The sequence below is a fragment of the Exiguobacterium sp. BMC-KP genome, assembly GCF_001275385.1.
Lineage (GTDB): Bacteria > Bacillota > Bacilli > Exiguobacteriales > Exiguobacteriaceae > Exiguobacterium_A.
The window spans coordinates 80,246-98,504 of the sequence record NZ_LGIW01000014.1; the positions used below are offsets into that span (position 1 = coordinate 80,246).

Here is an 18,259-nt window from a genome sequence, read left to right on the forward strand (position 1 = left end):
TTTTTTTTCTTTCCTGTGAAAAATTACACATTCTAACCGATAAACAAAGTAGAATAGCGAGTCCTTGCACTCGAGAATGGAGTGACACATGGAACAAAAGATTAAACGAACGATGAGTATCAAACAAAAATTAATACTAACATCAATTTTATTGTTAGTAATTCCAGCACTCGTGATTGGATTTGTCGCTTACAATCAGGCGAAACAAACGATGACGGAGCAAATCTTGCAATCGGCACACGGTGGAGTCGATCGGATGAACGATGAGATTCAAAATATCATTGATCCGATGCGACGCGATGTCGCCTTTTTTGCGGACCGAATTGACGGAACACTCTATCAAAAAGGAAAACAAAATGCAGCGTTAAAGGAAAAAATGACCGAATACCTCGACATGCATCCGCAAGCAGCGAACATCTATTTCGCGACGACGGAGGGGGATATGAACATTTTCCCAGAACAGGTCATGCCCGAGGATTATGATCCACGCGAACGCTCGTGGTATCAGTCAGCGGAAGCAGCAGGTGGCAAAGTCGTCATTACCGATCCGTATGTCGATGCTGCCTCGAACAAGATGATGGTCACGCTTTCGCAGACGACGGGTAACGGAAGAGGCGTAGTGGCGATTGATGTCGATGTAGACCGCATCGCAGAAATCGCGAAAAAGATTAAAATCGGTAAAGAAGGTTATGTGACGATTCTCGATTCGAATAAAAAGTTCGTTACGCACCCAACGTTAAAACCAGGTGAAAAAGCAACTGGGAACTGGGTTGCACCACTCTATGCTGACCCAGCCGGACAATTTTCGTATGAATATGAAAATGAAGGCAAAAAGATGGACTTCATGACAAACGATTTAACGAAGTGGAAGGTTGCCGGAACCCTGTACGATCATGAAATCACAGACGCGACATCGAGCATTCTTTGGACGACGCTTGCTGTCATTGGCGGAATGTTACTCGTCGCAGCCGTCTTCATTTACTTCATCCTTCGCTCGATCTTACGCCCACTCGGTCATTTGACACGTGGGGCAGAACGGATTCAATCTGGTGATTTGACGGAACCCGTCATCGTTGAATCAAACGATGAGGTCGGGCAAGTTGCGCAAAGCTTTAATGTCATGGTCGACTCACTCCGTTCGATCATCATCAATCTCGATCAGTCGATTACACAAGTGGCTGGCTCTTCACAGGAATTGATGGCGAACTCTGCCCAAACGACATCTGCATCAGAGCAGATTGCGGGATCGATTCAACAGGTCGCAGCAGGGGCGGATCAATCGAAACGTCAACTCGATGCGAACGCTGTTTCACTTCAATCGATTACAGCAGGCATCATGCGAATCGCTGAGAGCTCAACGGACGTCTCGGAACTGTCACGTTCAACGGCCACAGAAGCCGAGAATGGAACAGTTGCTGTATTGCAGAACGTTGAGCAAATGAAAGAAATCGATGCTTCTGTTCAGAACTTCGGCGGTGTTATCACGTCACTTGCCCATCGTTCGAATGAAATCGGAAAAATCGTTGATGTCATCAACGGGATCGCCGAGCAAACGAACTTGTTAGCACTGAACGCGGCAATCGAAGCAGCACGTGCAGGCGAAAACGGAAAAGGATTTGCCGTTGTCGCGAGTGAAGTGCGTAAACTAGCAGAGCAATCACAGGATTCAACGAAACAAATTGCGCAATTGATTCAAAACATTAAACAAGAGACGGATCAATCGGTCACGATGATGAAGGAAGTTTCAGGACAGACGAAAGCCGGTTTGTCGACGACAGAAGCATCAGCAGAACGATTCCAAAAAATTCTCGAACGTACGCAGGAAATGACGCCAAGGATCGAAGACGTGACGGCAACGGTCGAAGAAATCGCGGCGAATGTCCAGGAAGTATCGGCGTCTGCGACTGAAATCGCACATATCGCGCAAGAGAATTCGTCCGCGTCGAAACAAGTCGCAGCGACGACGGAAGAACAGTTGAGTGCGATGGAAGAGATTTCGCAATCAGCTAAAGCATTATCTGATATGGCGGAAGAGCTACAGGGACTCGTTGCTCGTTTCCGTGTTTAAACAATTGATTACACAAAGCGAGGAAGTCTGTCTTCCTTGCTTTTTTTGTCTGTCAACATTCTGTGACGAATTGAACAAACAACTTGAAATCCCTGTGAATCCGAGCTTGAGACGGCACTAAAACGGGAATTTAATAAGTATCTAACACTTCGAAGGAGGTGGGGACGGTGAAGCAGTTACGCAAGTTGAACGAGTGGAGCGAAGCAGGTCTTTTGGATGAAGCAACTGTCGAACGAATCGTTGATTATGAGAACCATCGTAAGGAAAAGCAACGTCTACCGCTCTTGTTAATCGTAGGAGGGACATTCATCGCATTGGCTGTGTTCAGCTTTTTAGCCGCCAATTGGCAAGCGATGCCGATTGGCTGGAAAATCGGACTTGTCGTAGCACTCATGTGGGGCTGTTACGTCATGGCAGATCTTTCAGAACGTCGTCGTATTCTTCATCCGGTTGTCTTTCGAATCGGTGGAATCCTAGCATTTGGTGCCTCAATTCTCGTCGTTGTTCAAAGTTTTCATTTGCCGATGGAAGGGTCATTACTCGGTTGGTGTGTGTTTGTCGCCGCGTTAGTGCATTATGTGCTTTGGCGTCATGAAGCATACGGTGTCGTTGCCTTTCTTTCCGGATGGACGATCTTCACGAGTCTCGGAGGCTTTGGTCAGGAGCAGGCGAGTTATCTTGACTGGACGTCGTTTGGTCTCATGGTCATACTTTCGTTCAGCTGGTTTTACTTTAGTCAACGTCTACCGTCACTTTTGTTTAGCTGGTTGTTCCTCTTCTTTAGTGGTCTATCCTTATTTCTCCTTGTATCGTATGACGGATTCCTGTGGCCAGTCTGGACGCTATTCTTACTCGTTCCACTGCTCTGGCTTGTTCGTGAGGAGTCCAATCGCCGAATTGTCGAAATGCTGTACCTGGTCGTTGCTGCTATCAGTTCGATCATCTATCTGTCCGTTCGTGCGGAATCAACCGTTGTATTACCATCCGTGATAGAAGCAGTTCTGCTAGCAATCGTATCCATCGGGTTAGGAATCTTCCTCTATCAAAAACGCCGTTCTTTATTATTCATCGTTCCGCTTGGTTTCGTCGGAGTCCTTTGGCTTGATGAACAGGCGATTCTACTCGCTATCCTCTTTGAATTATCCGCGCTACTTTATCTGTTATATCAAGAACGCCGTCATGCAGTCGTTTGGCCAGCCTTTCTCTATTTCATTCTCGTTCAAGTCGCAATTTACGTCATCTATGCCTGGGATCGTTTGAACATGTCTTTATTTTTCCTCATCGGTGCATTGCTTATCTTCCTATTATCCGGTGTCTTATGGTGGATACGCCGTAGAGGAGGTGTGGCATCATGAAACGTTATCTCATGCCTATACTTCAGACATGTGTCGTTAGTCTGTTGATCATCAGTTTTTTTGCGACCTCCTGGTTCGGCACATCGTATCGCTTTCGGGCAGAGCCGTTTGATCCATTTGATCCCGTTTACGGTGAGTACGTGATGCTTCAATATCCAGATTTAAAACCAGATGCAACAGTTCAAAACGGTCGTGTCTATGTCAGCTTCAAGACGGATGCTTCCGGTTATGCACAAATCGATCGTATTTCGAATGAGCGATTCTTTGGAAGTGTCGCCGGCGATTATTACGATCAATACGTGTCGATTCCACAGTTGACGCAGTATTATGTCGAACAGGGAAGCGGAAAACAATATGAAAAAGCAAAAGCACTCGAAGTCCGAGCAGATGTGTCGCCATGGGGAACGATTCGGACGACGGATTTAAAAATTTCTGAGTAAAAAACCTTGCGTCAGGAATGAAACGGATGTACGATTAATTTAAATTTTCAGACAACTGAATCTGCATGCGTAGACGGGAAGAGTAAAGTGATTAGAAATCGATAGAGAGTCTCTGTTGCTGGAAATGAGACGATTTCGTCATTTGAAGATGGTCCCGGAGCAGTCGGAAGAACGTGAACCGTGTTCATTAGTAGAACTGACCGGTAGGAAGGATACCGTTATCATTCCAGGGAGTCTCGTACTCCTAGAGGTGGCTGAACGCGAGTTGAGCCATGAACGAAGGTGGTACCACGTGATCAGACATCACGTCCTGAGAGATAAGGGCGTGGTGTCTTTTTTGTGGAGACGTTCACGCAGGAGGAGGATGACGAGATGGCAGAGGCATTGGTATTGCAATCAGATTTTGGTGTAAGTGACGGGGCAGTCAGTGCGATGTATGGAGTCGCTCATAGCATCAACCCGGAGATTCGGATTTTTGATTTGACGCATGACATCCCGCCGTTCCACATTTGGGAAGCTTCCTATCGATTACTGCAAACAGTACCGTACTGGACGGAGCAAACGGTGTTCGTTTCTGTCGTTGATCCGGGTGTCGGGTCGAAGCGAAAGAGTGTCGTCGCGCGGACACAGGCCAATCAATACATCATCACACCGGATAACGGAACGTTGACGCACCTTTGGCAAGCCGGATACATTGCCGAAGTACGCCAACTTGATGATCAGCGCCATCGTCTGCCACGGATGGGTGAATCGTATACGTTTCACGGACGAGATATTTTTGCGTTTACCGGAGCTCGGTTATCGAGCCATGTCATCACGTTCGAAGAAGTAGGACCAGTTTTACCTGCTTCGGATATCGTCTTGCTCGACCGGACGCGAGCTTCGTCGTCAGACACAGGTGTTACCGGTATCGTTGAGATTCTCGATGTCCGCTTCGGAAACGTCTGGACGAACATTCCGGTCGCCCTCGTCCGTCAGGCAGGTCTCGACATCGGCAGCCACGTCAAGGTAACGATTTTGTATCGGGACCGGATCGTCTACGAACAAACACTGCTCTTCGGTCATTCGTTCGCGGATGTGCCAGTCGGTTCAGGAGTCGTCTACATCAACTCGCTGGATCAGATTGCGCTCGCCTTAAATCAAGGTACGTTTGCGCATGCATTTGAAGTTGGAATCGGAAATGATTGGAGTGTTAATGTACAACAAATCAAAGGAGGAGATCGAACATGAAAGGATTTACGACAAAACAGATCGTCGCAACCGGGATCGGAGCAGCTGTATTCATCATTTTAAGTCGATTCGCTGCGATTCCGACGGGCGTACCGAACACGTCAATCGAGACAGCCTATGCGTTTCTCGCATTCATGGCAGTCTTATTTGGACCGGTTACAGCTGGCCTGATTGGTCTGATTGGTCACGGATTAAAAGATGCGATTTTATACGGTTCCCCGTGGTGGAGTTGGGTCATCGTCTCTGGATTCGTCGGTTTTGGAATCGGGTTGATTGCTAATCGGATTCGTTTAGAAGAAGGCGGATTGACGACACGCAAAATCATCTTATTCAATGCCACACAAGCCATCGTTCAAGCGATCGGATGGATCATCCTCGCACCAGTACTCGATATCTTGATTTATGCAGAGCCAGCGAACAAAGTCTTTGTTCAAGGGGCTGTTGCCGCGACATCAAATATCTTGACGGTCGGAGTCATCGGCACGTTACTGCTCGTCACATATGCCAAAACAAGAAGTAAAGCAGGCAGCTTAAAACGCGAAGCTTGACCGAATGAGCTATGAACCTGTGCGAAGAGACGACAGGGACATAGCTCATTTAGCTTGGGGGGAGAAGAACATGACAAACGTGATTGAATTTCAGGATTTTTCATTTACATATCGAAGTCAGTCGGAACCGACGCTTCGCCAGATTCAGTTAACGATTCAAGCAGGCGAACGCATCTTAATCGTTGGACCGTCGGGTTCAGGGAAAAGTACGCTCGCCCAGTGCATCAATGGGTTGATTCCGTTCTCGTATCCGGGAACGTGGGAAGGTCAGGTCCTGATCAAAGGTCAGGACGCGCGGGAGTTATCGTTGTTTGATCGTTCGTTGCATATTGGTACGGTGTTACAAGATCCGGATGCACAATTCGTTGGCTTATCGGTCGGTGAAGATATTGCCTTTGCGCTCGAAAATAAACAGACAGGGCGCCCGGAAATGCAGGAGATCGTCGAACGCGTCGCACGGATGACGGATGTTGAGACACTACTGCAATCACGATTGAATGATTTATCAGGAGGACAGCGACAACGGGCGGCATTAGCTGGGGTACTCGTCGAAGATGCGGATATCTTGTTATTTGATGAACCCCTCGCAAACCTCGATCCGATCGCGGGGCAAGAGGCGATGATGTTGATGGATCGTTTGCAGCGTGATACGAATCGAACGTTGATCGTCGTCGAACACCGGATCGAAGATGTTCTTGTCATCCCGTTTGACCGCATCATTGTCATGGTCGATGGGGAAATCATTGCGGACGATCATCCGGATGTTATCTTAAGCAATGGAGTACTTAAACAAGCGATTTTGCGTGAACCGCTCTACGTCAGTGCCGCACGCTGGGCTGGGCTTGCCGTACAATCTTCAGACCAGCCTAGCCGCATCGATCCCTTTTTAAAACGGTTCAATCAGACGAATGTGTTAGAGCGTTTAGAGGAAGTATCTTCAAAAGAAGTTGAAACATCTACTTCATTGCTTGAACTTGAGCAGTTGGCATTTCATTATCGTCAAGAAACGCCAGTGCTTGAGAGTGTGACAGCGACTTTTCAAAAGGGAACGCTAACGACAATCGTCGGTCAGAATGGTGCCGGGAAATCCACGCTTGCGAAAGTGTTGAGTGGTTATCAACGGGCAACGAGTGGCCGAATACTACTGAACGGAAATGATATCACGACCCAATCGATTGGAGAGCGGGCAGGGACAATTGGATTCGTCCTACAAAATCCGAATCATATGATTTCAAAACATCTCGTGCAGGAAGAGATCCGCTATGGCATGCAGGTACTCGGATTAAGTGAGGCGGAAGAACACGAGCGTCTCGAGCAGACGTTACGTCGTTGCGGATTATATCCGTTTCGCAATTGGCCGATCCAAGCACTGAGTTTTGGTCAGAAGAAACGGGTGACGATCGCTTCGATTCTCGTCCGACGACCAGATATTTTGATTCTCGATGAACCAACAGCGGGTCAAGATTACCGGCATTATTCAGATATGATGGACTTTTTGGAAGGCTTGAAACAGGACGGGATGACGTTACTCATCATTACACACGACATGCATCTCGTCTTAGAATACAGCGATCAAGTCTGTCTCGTTCAAGCCGGTCGCATTCGTTACGCTGGAACGTCATTTGGACTGCTCAATCAACAACAGTTGCTTCATCATGCGCATTTAAAACAAACGTCGCTCTTTACGATTGCGAAGCATCTCGAAGTCGATCCGGAACGATTCGTCGAGTCCGTGATCACGACGGAGCGAAAGGAGCGAGAACAATGGCTGTAGAAATGCTTGGCTATATTGAAAAAGCCTCACCGATTCACCGTTTGACGGGAACGACGAAATTGATTGGCTTCCTGTTATTTACGACGGCAACGATGTTCACTTATGACACACGGGTCTTGCTTGTACTGGGTTTAGTCAGTATCGTGTTATTCCGATTGTCGCGTATTCAGTTTCGGGAAGTCCGGTTCGTCTTAATCTTTACAGCGATTTTTGTTCTGGTCAATGCGCTCGCCGTTTATCTCTTTGAACCAGAGCAGGGCGTTGAAATCTACGGATCGCGTCATGTGTTACTTGAAGGGATTGGACGATTTACGGTGACGTCAGAACAATTGTTTTATCTGTTCAATCTAATCCTAAAATATAGTGTGATCGTTCCGATTGCTGTGTTGTTTCTCGTCACGACCCATCCGACGGAGTTCGCTTCCTCGTTGAACCGGATTGGTGTACCCTATAAGATCGCGTTTGCTGTCTCATTAGCGTTACGTTATATCCCGGACGTACAAGCAGACTTTCGAACGATTGCGAATGCTCAGGAAGCACGGGGAATTGCTGTCTCACACGGTTCGCTTTGGCAACGGGTGCGTAATAGCATCCAGATTTTACTCCCGTTACTGTTTACGAGTCTCGAGCGGATTGAAACGGTCAGCAATGCGATGGATCTCCGTGGATTTGGTGCGGGACGAAAGCGGACGTGGTACAACCAACAGACGATGACACGAATCGATTATGTCGCTATCAGTTGTGTAGTACTTTTGACGATTTTCTCGTTTGTCGTCACCTTTCATGATGGCAATCGATTTTATAATCCGTTTTAAAAACGTTACACGAAAAAGGCAGTGGATGCGTCCACTGCCTTTTGTCATATCATCGATCCGCTTACGCAGAACGTTTTTGATTTTCCCAACGTGGTGAATTCAACAGTTCAATCCATTTCTTGACGGCTGAGATCGTAATGACGATCGCGAGGAGTCCCATCGTTACGGACAAGACTGTATTCAAGACGCTAAAACCTGGAGAATCTGGGTTTGCATAAACGTTTGCGACCATCCAGATATCCGCAAACGTTACCGTGATCAGAAGATAGACGAGCGGAATGAACGTCGTCAATGCATAGACTTTTTTATCGGCGATTTTCAAGATGATCGTCGTACCGATGATTAATCCAATCGAAGCCATCAGCTGATTCGAGACGCCGAACAATGCCCAAATCGAACCGATGTCGCCTGAGAACAAGAGATATCCCCAGAAGAACGTCCCGAGTGCCGAAGCGAAGATCGCACCTGGAATCCAGTCAACGCGTTTTAAAGGTTTATAGAACTCCCCGAAGAAATCTTGGATCAAGTAACGGGCAACACGTGTCCCTGCATCGATGGCTGTCAGAATGAAGACCGCTTCGAACAGAATAACGAATTGGAAGAAGAAACCGGCAATCTCTTTGAACCACGGGATGGCGCGGAAGATGAACGTCATACCGACGGCGAGTGAAACGGCACCACCCGTTCGACCTGCTAGATCAAGACCGATTTCACGCGATAGATCATCGAGATAGACCGTGCTCATACCTAGAGTTGCAAACACTTCTGGTGTTGAGTTGATGGCGAAGTAATCACCGACTTCAAGAGATGTCGCAGCAATCAATGCCATGACGGCAACAAGACATTCGACAAGCATGGCACCAAAAGCAACCGGTTTGATGTCACTCCAACGGTTGATCATCTTCGGTGTCGTACCAGAACCAACGAAAGCGTGGAAGCCAGAAATCGCACCACAGGCAATCGTGATTGAGATGAACGGCCAGACCGGACCAGCGATGATTGGACCGCCACCATCAACGAACTTCGTGAACGCTGGGAATCGAATATCTGGGTTGATGATGAAGACACCAACGATCAAAGCAAGAAAGACACCGATTTTCATAAAACTCGATAAATAGTCGCGAGGTGCGAGTAAGAGCCACACTGGCAGTGCAGCAGCAAAGAACGCATAAATCGGTAAAGCAATCGCGAGTTGACGGGATGAAAGGTCGAACCAGTCACCGATGAATGTTTCCGTTAACTGAGGACCAAAACCAATTGCCGCTAAAATCAGTAAGAAACCAACCGTTGAAGCAAGTGCTAAGTTGCCACCTTTACGTAAGTAAATCCCAACGAACATCGCGATCGGAATCGTCGAGAAGACAGCGAATGTACCCCATGGGTTATGTTCAAGTGCGTGCAAGACGACCATCGATAGACCGGCCATCGTGATCGTGATGATGAAGAGCATCGCAAGACCAGCACAAAAACCAGCGACTGGTCCCAGCTCTTTTTTAGCGACTTCAGACAGCGACTGACCGTCTTGGCGCATCGAGGCAAAAAGAACAACCATATCATGGACCGCTCCACCGATGACGGCACCGATTAAGAGCCACAGTAAGCCGGGGAGATATCCGAACTGCGCAGCAAGGACAGGTCCGACGAGTGGACCGGCAGCAGCGATTGCCGCAAAATGGTGTCCGAACGAGACCCATTTGTTCGTTGGAACGTAATCTTTTCCATCCGCTAATTTATGAGCGGGCGTTTCGCGATCATCTTTGATTTTTAAGACTTTCGCAGCCATGAACGTGCCGTAGAGACGATACGCGATTAATAAGATACAGATGACAGCAATAACGATTGGAGTAGCGCTCATCTAAAATTCCTCCTCTTGAATGAACTATGATGGATTTAGTATACAAGTTATGGAAGCGCTTTCTTTGATTTTTAGATGAGTTGTCGGTTTCGTTCGATGAAAGGTTGAAAATGGACCTTGAATCACAAAAAAGAAGCGCTCAAATACCGAGCGCTTCTTTCAGTAGTTTGACATACGTCCGACTGACTGGCACATCAATCTGATGAATTTTTAAATTATAGGCTCCGTTGAACCAAGGTTCGATTGCATCGATTGCTGATAAGTTGACGAGGTACGAGCGGTGAACCCGTAAAAAGCGATGATCTTGAAGCTTTCGTTCGAGTTCGAGTAAGGTCTCGTTCGATGGATACGCCTCATGTTCCGTGACGATCTTCGTCTTCCCGTTCTCAGCGACGATGTAATCGATATCTTGAGGAGACAATAATTTCAGTTGTTCGCCCGTCTCAACGGCTAAACGTTCAAGTCGAGGTGCTTTTTTCGCAAGCGGTCGCGCAACTTTTTCAATCGCACGGACAATCCGTGCCGGATCATACGGTTTCAAGATGTAATCATAGGCATTGAGCTCAAACGCTTCAAGCGCATGAGCATCATATGCCGTCACAAACAAAAGAGCTGGAGGACGTGGCATCGATTTCAAGCGTTTGGCGACTTCAAGACCACTTCCATCCGTTAGCTCGATATCGAGAAAGACTAAGTCGGGTTGAAGGGAACGAACGAGTCGTTCGGCTTCCTCGACACTGCCGGTTTCCCCGACGACTTCAAGACCGGCTGCGGTCACGTGATAACGGAGCTCGTCGCGTGCGAGCGGTTCATCTTCAATCAACAAGGTGCGCATGCTGGATCTCCTTTCTGAGTTCAATCGGGAGACGAATCGCGATCGTTGTGCCGTTTTGACCGTCACTCGTGATCGTAAACTGTCCCTTTTCACCATATAAACTTCGAATCCGTTCTGCCGTATTGAATAATGCGGTACCGGTGCCCGAGGACGGAACGACTTCTCGACCGAGACGAGCAAGGCGCGAAGCGTCAATGCCGCGTCCGTTGTCGACGACTTCGAGACACAGCTGCTCTGCCTCACACCATGCCGTCACCCCGACATATCCTGTCTGTTCAGAAGAAAACGCATGAAGGAACGCATTTTCGATCAACGGTTGTAAAATGAACGGTGGAACGAGTAAAGACGTCGTCTCGTCTGCTAAATCAATGTCGAGAAACGGGCGATTCGGAAAACGAGCGGCTTCAAGAGATGTGTATGCTTCGATGTGCTCGAGTTCCTTTTGGAGCGGAATTTTCGTCGATCGTGCGCCTTGGAGGTTACTGCGGAAGAACGTCGACAATTCGAGCAACAACGTGCGTGCTTGTTCGACATCCGTCCGGCACAGTGCATAAATCGTATTGATCGCATTAAACAGGAAGTGGGGGTGAATTTGTGCTTCGAGTGCCCGGATCTCGGCATCTTTCAGTAAACCGGCTTGCCGCTGGGCATTCCCGAGTGCTAGTTGTGTCGAGAACAATTTCGCTAACCCTTCAATGAGTTCGACTTCGACGGCGTCGAGCAATTCGGCATGAGGATAATAGACTTTCAACGTCCCGATCGTCGTTTCCCCGACGATGAGCGGAGCGATGATGCCGGCTTGAAGCGGACAATCCGTTACGGGACAGCCGATATCGAGTCGTTCCGCCACAAGACGAACTTGTCCGTCCTGCAAGACATGCTCGGTCGGTTTCGTCGTCCAGTGACTGCCAGCTTGATGGTGATCGCTCCCGATACCAATATGGGCCAGGATGACGGAACGATCCGTTAGTGAGACGGCTTCGGCTCGCGTTTGCTGCAATAGAATTTCCGCGACAGCTTCTGCCGTATGAATATGTAGACCACGCGTCAGATGCGGAAGCGTCAAATCGGCGATATGCAACGACCGTTCTGCTTCTCGTGCCCGAACCGTTTCCTCTTCTCGTGCAGCAAGGCGGATGATCGATAAGAACAACCAGACACCGAGGACGTTGATCAGTGTCATCGGCACGAAGATGAACTGGACGAGTTCGACTGCCGCATCAAAGGGGCGGGCGAATAGTAAAATTAATGACATTTCAAACAGCATTAAAAAAGCAGTCAGACACACGGGCAATAACGCTTGGCTACTGAGGCGGTCGCGCCAATAGGAGCGGAAGAGACCGCTGACACCACCGGCGATGACGGTGGAAAGCGCGCAAGCGAACGCTGTGAATCCGCCGAGGGAATACCGGTGAACCCCGACAATCAATCCGGTCATCAATCCACCGAGCGGACCAGCGAGCAATCCGCTGATGACGACGATCATCGTTCGTGTATTTGCAATCGCTGATGTCCCGTCGACTTCTTCGAGCCAAGCATGAGGTAAGAATTCAGCTAAGTCGACTTTGACCCCTGTATAGTTACTTAAAATACCGTACGTTGCAAAAAATAGGACGAGGACACGAAATTGCCAGCCCGCTTCCGGTTGACGCAGCAGCCGTCGTGTCGGTCCCCACTGGGCGAGGATGAACGCTAAGATGATCATGATACCGAGTCGTTCGAGTAAAAAAGGAATCAGTTCCAACATGTGCATTCCTCCATTCGAGTTAAGTGTAAACGCTCGCAAAAGGGAGAGCAATGCCGGCACACAAAAAAGCCGTACTCGCTCGGTTTAAGAGGGAGTACGGCAGACTTACTTATTGTGCGTCTTTATCGAACGTGATCCGTGCGATCGCGTCATGTTGGTGAATCGTTTCTTCGTTACGGCATTCGACGTAGAACGAAGCGATTGGGTCCATTTCGTACAAGTCAGCAGCAATCAAGCGAACCATATCTTCTACGAAACGTGGGTTTTCATATGCCATCTCTGTCACGCGCTTTTCATCCGGACGTTTGAGTACTGGGTGAAGTGGCGCTGAGGCATTGGATTCTGCAGCATCAAGCAATGATTGTTTCCAGTCAAAGTCTTCTGCTTCATCACGTAACGATGCTTCCATCGTGACGTAACCACGTTGGTTGTGAGCACTGTATTCGCTAATTTCTTTTGAACATGGGCAAAGTGTCGTGACGTTGATCGTCAAGCCGACAGACAATGTCGCTTCGTCTGTTTCCGTGTTGACGCTGACCGTTTGCCATACTTCAGCATTCATCAAGCCGCTAAGACCTGTTGCAGGTGCTTTACGTGTGAAGAACCATGGGTAACGGATCGTCAATTGACCTTCCGTTTGTTCCATGCGGTCTGCTAAATCACGCGCGAATTGAATGAGTGACTCGTTCGTGACCGTCCAACCTTCGTTATGGTATTGATCAAGTTGCTCCGTTAAACGGCTCATGTTGATCCCTTTACGGTCTTGTACGAGTGATGTCGACAGTTCAAACGTCGCGACTGTCGCTTGTGTTTTGTCTCCGTCTTGGATGACGACAGGATGTTTGACGTTTGAGATTCCGACAGCATCTAGTGCAAACAGGAAGTTCTTCGGTGTATTTTGCAAGTCGACCATCTTATCTTTTTCAGTCGGTTTTGTTCCTTTGATTGGTGGTACCGAACCGAACAGCTTATGGCGCTCTTCTTTTGTTGGTAACGTAATCGGGTAGGTAGACATATTCATTGGCCCCTTTGTCCTTTTGTAGTGTTTCAATAGTAATAACATGACAGGAATGCTAGAGACGAGCAAGTCTGATGATTCCGCAAATGTGTTTCATCTTTTCATCGCTAGAAGTATTGTCTTGAATTTTATCACGAACGTTCGATAAACGAAACTCGCACGACTCAAAATCGACACATTCTATATCTGTAGGAAAAACGAAACTCGCACGACTCAAAATCGACACATTCTATATCTGTAGGAATAACTTACTTGCAATCGGGTATACTATCCTATAGTATATGTTCAGGTGAACGTGTAATCATTGTTTTTTCGTCATGGTCAATAATTGAAGTTTTTTTATTTTACAGGTAGTAAGAGAAAGGGATGACAGAGATGGATTGGCAGTTACTATTACAGTATGCCTGGGTCGTACTCGTCTTGATCGCGCTTGAAGGATTACTTTCAGCGGATAATGCACTCGTACTCGCGGTCATGGTCAAGCACTTACCAGGAGAACAACAAAAGAAAGCACTTTTTTATGGACTAGCTGGAGCGTTCGTCTTACGATTCGCGGCATTGTTCGCGATTTCGTTCCTCGTCGATATTTGGCAGATCCAAGCACTTGGAGCGGCGTACTTGCTCATCATGGGACTACGGCATATTTATAAGACCGTTAAAGCTAGAAAGCTCGGTGAGAACCATGGGGCTGAAAATGAGCTAGATGAAGAACCGAAGTCGGAAGAGCCAGTTTCAAAAGGTGAATTCTGGCGGACAGTCGCGAAAATCGAATTCGCAGACTTAGCGTTTGCTGTCGATTCGATTCTTGCAGCCGTTGCCCTTGCCGTTGCCCTTCCGAACTGGGGATCAGGCGAAATCGGTGGTTTGAACACAGGTCACTTCATCGTCATCTTAACGGGTGGTTTGATGGGGGTCGTCTTGATGCGTTTCGCGGCACGTGTCTTCGTGAAGTTGCTCGCAGAGCGTCCAGGTCTTGAGACAGCAGCCTTTGCAATCGTTGCTTGGGTCGGTGTAAAGCTAGCCGTTCTCGCGCTCGAGCACCCGAAATATCATGCATCAATTGAAGGAACAATCTTTGAAGCCTTAAAACTTCCTGAAGGATTTGCTCACAGTACACCATGGCAGGCATTCTTCTGGACAGTTATGGTCGGTCTTGCACTTTGGGGTTGGTTCTCTTCACCAAAAACGAAATCGAATCCAGATGCTGAAAAGAAAGTCGATCAAAACTTATAAGAAATGGAACGATCCGTCGATGACGGGTCGTTTTTTTGTGTTAGATTTTATTGAACATTGGGAATAAAACACAAGGTTAAGTACTTGAGTCGAGCTTTCATCTTTTTCTTTCCGATCGACCGGCATATAATAAATAGACTGAACAAAAAAAGGGGATTCGTTAGTATGGATATTGGATTAATTACACAGTATGCGACCGTCGGGCTCGTACTGATCATTTTGCAAGGGTTATTATCCGCCGACAATGCGATGGTCATGGCGGTTCTAGTCCGGCCGTTACCAGATGATCAGCGCAAAAAAGCACTCTTTTATGGTCTCGTCGGGGCACTCGTCTTACGTTTCGTGGCAATCTTCTTTGCCTCGTACCTAGCGACGATTTGGGAGCTTCAGGCTCTTGGAGCGATTTATCTTTTTTACGTGGCGTTTAAAGGAATTGTCGAAGCACGATCGAATAAACATCAAGTGCCAGACACGATTGCATCACAAAAAGCCTCACCGAACTTTTGGTGGACGGTCGTTAAAGTCGAGTTCTCCGATTTAGCGTTCGCGGTTGATTCGACGCTTGCAGCTGTTGCGATGGCAACGACACTACCGATGATTGGTGGAACGATTGGTGGTCTGAATACAGGACAATTCTGGGTCGTCTTCTTCAGTGGAATCATTGGTCTCGTCATCATGCGTTACTTCGCAAGCTGGTTTGTCGTTTTGCTACAAAAACGACCAGGTATCGAAGAAGCAGCGTTTTGGCTCGTCGCATGGGTTGGCGTAAAACTCGTCGTCATGACACTTGCGCATCCGTCAATCGACGTCTTGCCGCATGAGTTTCCAGAGAGTACACTATGGCAAACGATCTTCTGGGTCGTACTTGCCTTGATTTTAATCATTGGTTGGTTCCGCAGTGGGAACAGTTCGACTAAATCAGCACAATAACTAGAACTAGCGGGCAGGGACACTCTGCCCGTTTTTCGTTAGGAGAGATTTTATGCAAAACGGTAATTTCATTCGGATGTTAACACGGATGCAAAATGTTCCACGGTGGGATGAATACGCACCACGTTTTCCGGATAACGCAGCCAGTCACAGTTTTCGCGTCGCTTTATTTAGCTTGATGGCAAGCTATTTAGAAGAAGCTGACGGTCAAGCTCCGGTCGATCGTTTGACGTTGCTCGGAAAAGCATTGTTTCATGATATGAACGAAGTCATCACGGGACCAATCAAACACCGGACGAAAAAAGAGCCGACGTTACACGCACATATTCAGGCAATGGAACAACAAGCAAGTGAACAGCTCGTCGCCTTACTCTCGAAGTCGCTTCAACCAGCGTTCACGACATACCTCGTGCATGCAGAGGATGAATCGCCGGAAGGACGGATCGTCGAAGCCATCGATACATTCGATGCGATGTTGTATGCACGCCGGGAAGCACGGATGACGGAGTCACTTTTTTTTGAACAAAAAGCAGCAGAGTTACAGGCAGTTCTCGAACGACATCCACTCGTTTCTGTCCGTCGCTTGACGCAATCTGTCATCGAAGAAGACGAGATGTCTCATTTTATTGAAAATATCTTGATGATGGACACGATCCGGCGCTGGAAAGGGCGTTTCAACACGATTGATGATAATGATGCAACACATGCGTTTCGAGCGGCATCACTTGGTATCTTCAATGGATTGATTGAATCAGAAAAATACGGTGTGACGATTGACATTGAAGAAGTCGTCTCTCGTCTGCTATGTCATGATCTTGTCGAGGGAACGACAGGAGATGTCCTTGGACCGGTCAAACATGCGACCCCAATTACGGCAGCCGCTTTTGAAGCATACGAACGGGCGGAAGGAGAGACGTTAATTAATGGATTACCTGAGGAAATCCGAGCACCGTTTCGTCGGTTCGTCGTCGAAGCAAAAGATGAGACATACGAAGGACAAATGGTGGACGTGATTGATAAACTCGATGCGTTGATCAAAATGAACATGGAGCGAAAACTAAATGGCGTCGAGTATGAGACCGGCTATCGCGCGCAACTCAAAAAGGTGCAAATGACGTACGAAAATCCATCGGTCGTCTTTTTCCTTGCCTATGTCCTGCATGATTTGGATTACGTGACGTCATGACGAAAGAAACGATGACCCCACGCCGCTTGACGTTGATCTTGATCCTCGGTTCACTTGCTGCACTTGGACCACTCTCGATCGACATGTATCTACCCGCTTTTCCGGATATGTCACGCTCGTTTGATGCGAGTGCGTCACTGATCCAATTGAGTTTAACGGCATGTATGCTTGGGATGGCACTCGGACAGTTGATTGTTGGACCGCTCAGTGATGTTCGCGGACGCAAACGTCCGTTGATGATTGCCTTGTTTGCGTATCTGCTCGCTTCTCTCGCTTGTGCCATGGCACCGACGATTGAAGTATTGATTGCACTTCGCTTTGTACAAGGGGCAGCTGGAGCGTCTGGCATCGTCATTTCCCGGGCAATCGTCCGCGACTTGTTTGAAGGACCCGAGTTAACGCGGTTCTTTGCGGCCTTGTCCCTCGTCAACGGAACGGCACCGATTCTCGCACCGGTCATTGGCGGACAAATCCTTCGGTTCGGCGACTGGCATTTCGTCTTTTACTTGCTCGCGATTTTAAGCACAATGATGTTACTTGCCGTCGCACTCCGTTTACCGGAAACGCTTCCGCTTGATAGACGTGTCGAAGGAAACCTGACGACGACGTTGAAGACGTTCGGACGCTTATTGACGGATCGCGTCTTCATCGGTTATGCGTTCGCGCAAGCATTCGTCATGGGCGCGATGTTTGCCTACATCTCGGGTTCACCATTCGTCTTACAAAATATTTATGGCGCTTCACCGCAACAGTTCAGTTTTTTGTTTGGACTAAACGGAATCGGAATCATCTTAGCGGCCCAAATCGCTGGTCGTCTTGCTGGTCGTGTTGATTCAGAACGGCTGATGCGGATCAGTTTGACGATTGTGGCAAGTGCGAGTATCTTGTTATTCCTCGCTTTGACGTTAACGGATCAACTAATCTTCGTCATGATTCCACTCTTCTTCGTCGTCTCAAGTGTCGGGTTGATCTCAACGCTCGGTTTCACTTTAGCGATGCAAAACTATGGATCAACAGCTGGGAGCGCCTCGGCACTCCTCGGACTGTTACCGATGCTCGTCGGCTCACTGGTCTCACCACTCGTCGGGATCATGGGGGAGCAATCGGCTGTTCCGATGGGTCTGATCATCATGACACTTGATTGTCTAGCGCTCGTCCTCTATTACGGTCTAATCGTTCGTCGACCAAATCGTTCATAAGCATGAGTTATTCAAAAACGTTTGTC

General features: G+C 48.0%; 15 protein-coding genes. 11 read left to right on the plus strand and 4 right to left on the minus strand.

What is annotated here, in order from left to right:
- The first annotated feature begins 88 nt into the window (after positions 1-88).
- The 7 genes from ADM98_RS04350 (at position 89) to ADM98_RS04380 (ending at position 8,230) form a co-directional block, all read left to right on the plus strand.
- Positions 89-2,068 carry a methyl-accepting chemotaxis protein gene (locus ADM98_RS04350; RefSeq protein WP_053452425.1) on the plus strand — a complete coding sequence of 660 codons (1,980 nt, stop codon included), beginning with the start codon at positions 89-91 and terminating at the stop codon, positions 2,066-2,068.
- 167 nt (positions 2,069-2,235) lie between these two features.
- Entirely contained in the window at positions 2,236-3,423 is a 1,188-nt protein-coding gene (locus tag ADM98_RS04355; RefSeq protein ID WP_053452426.1) for a DUF2157 domain-containing protein, read from the plus strand.
- Complete coding sequence (locus ADM98_RS04360; RefSeq protein WP_053452427.1) at positions 3,420-3,863, plus strand: GDYXXLXY domain-containing protein; 444 nt, start codon at positions 3,420-3,422, stop codon at positions 3,861-3,863. The genes ADM98_RS04355 and ADM98_RS04360 overlap by 4 nt, the downstream gene beginning before the upstream one ends.
- 372 nt (positions 3,864-4,235) lie before the next feature.
- Positions 4,236-5,093 (plus strand): SAM hydrolase/SAM-dependent halogenase family protein, encoded by an 858-nt coding sequence (locus tag ADM98_RS04365; protein ID WP_053452428.1) that lies wholly within the window; start codon positions 4,236-4,238, stop codon positions 5,091-5,093.
- The gene (locus ADM98_RS04370; RefSeq protein ID WP_053452429.1) at positions 5,090-5,641 is read left to right on the plus strand and encodes an ECF-type riboflavin transporter substrate-binding protein; all 552 of its coding nucleotides are present in this window, start codon (positions 5,090-5,092) and stop codon (positions 5,639-5,641) included. The genes ADM98_RS04365 and ADM98_RS04370 overlap by 4 nt, the downstream gene beginning before the upstream one ends.
- A gap of 70 nt (positions 5,642-5,711) precedes the next feature.
- On the plus strand, positions 5,712-7,415 hold the full coding sequence (locus ADM98_RS04375) for a DUF3744 domain-containing protein (protein WP_053452430.1): 1,704 nt from the start codon (positions 5,712-5,714) through the stop codon (positions 7,413-7,415).
- On the plus strand, positions 7,406-8,230 hold the full coding sequence (locus tag ADM98_RS04380) for an energy-coupling factor transporter transmembrane component T family protein (protein ID WP_053452431.1): 825 nt from the start codon (positions 7,406-7,408) through the stop codon (positions 8,228-8,230). Before ADM98_RS04375 ends, ADM98_RS04380 begins: the two co-directional genes overlap by 10 nt.
- A gap of 61 nt (positions 8,231-8,291) precedes the next feature.
- Here ADM98_RS04380 and ADM98_RS04385 read toward each other — a convergent pair whose 3' ends face one another.
- The 4 genes from ADM98_RS04385 to folE2 all read right to left on the minus strand — a co-directional run bounded on the left by ADM98_RS04385 (position 8,292) and on the right by folE2 (position 13,682).
- Complete coding sequence (locus tag ADM98_RS04385) at positions 8,292-10,085, minus strand: carbon starvation CstA family protein (RefSeq protein ID WP_053452432.1); 1,794 nt, start codon at positions 10,083-10,085, stop codon at positions 8,292-8,294.
- A 139-nt stretch (positions 10,086-10,224) separates the two neighbouring features.
- Positions 10,225-10,920, minus strand: coding sequence for a LytR/AlgR family response regulator transcription factor (locus tag ADM98_RS04390; RefSeq protein ID WP_053452433.1), 696 nt, complete (start codon positions 10,918-10,920; stop codon positions 10,225-10,227).
- Positions 10,901-12,667, minus strand: a complete 1,767-nt coding sequence (locus ADM98_RS04395; protein ID WP_053452434.1) for a LytS/YhcK type 5TM receptor domain-containing protein — start codon at positions 12,665-12,667, stop codon at positions 10,901-10,903. Before ADM98_RS04395 ends, ADM98_RS04390 begins: the two co-directional genes overlap by 20 nt.
- Positions 12,668-12,776: 109 nt before the next feature.
- Positions 12,777-13,682, minus strand: coding sequence for a GTP cyclohydrolase FolE2 (gene folE2, locus ADM98_RS04400; RefSeq protein ID WP_023466774.1), 906 nt, complete (start codon positions 13,680-13,682; stop codon positions 12,777-12,779).
- A gap of 378 nt (positions 13,683-14,060) precedes the next feature.
- Here folE2 and ADM98_RS04405 point away from each other — a divergent pair, with 378 nt between their 5' ends.
- The 4 genes from ADM98_RS04405 to ADM98_RS04420 all read left to right on the plus strand — a co-directional run bounded on the left by ADM98_RS04405 (position 14,061) and on the right by ADM98_RS04420 (position 18,233).
- Complete coding sequence (locus ADM98_RS04405) at positions 14,061-14,918, plus strand: TerC family protein (RefSeq protein WP_053452610.1); 858 nt, start codon at positions 14,061-14,063, stop codon at positions 14,916-14,918.
- A 165-nt stretch (positions 14,919-15,083) separates the two neighbouring features.
- Positions 15,084-15,848: a TerC family protein gene (locus ADM98_RS04410; RefSeq protein WP_053452435.1), complete on the plus strand. Its 765-nt coding sequence runs from the start codon at positions 15,084-15,086 to the stop codon at positions 15,846-15,848.
- Between the two features lie 52 nt (positions 15,849-15,900).
- The gene (locus ADM98_RS04415) at positions 15,901-17,034 is read left to right on the plus strand and encodes a YfbR-like 5'-deoxynucleotidase (protein WP_053452436.1); all 1,134 of its coding nucleotides are present in this window, start codon (positions 15,901-15,903) and stop codon (positions 17,032-17,034) included.
- 11 nt (positions 17,035-17,045) lie between these two features.
- Entirely contained in the window at positions 17,046-18,233 is a 1,188-nt protein-coding gene (locus ADM98_RS04420; RefSeq protein ID WP_235504830.1) for a multidrug effflux MFS transporter, read from the plus strand.
- The last annotated feature ends 26 nt before the right edge of the window (positions 18,234-18,259 follow it).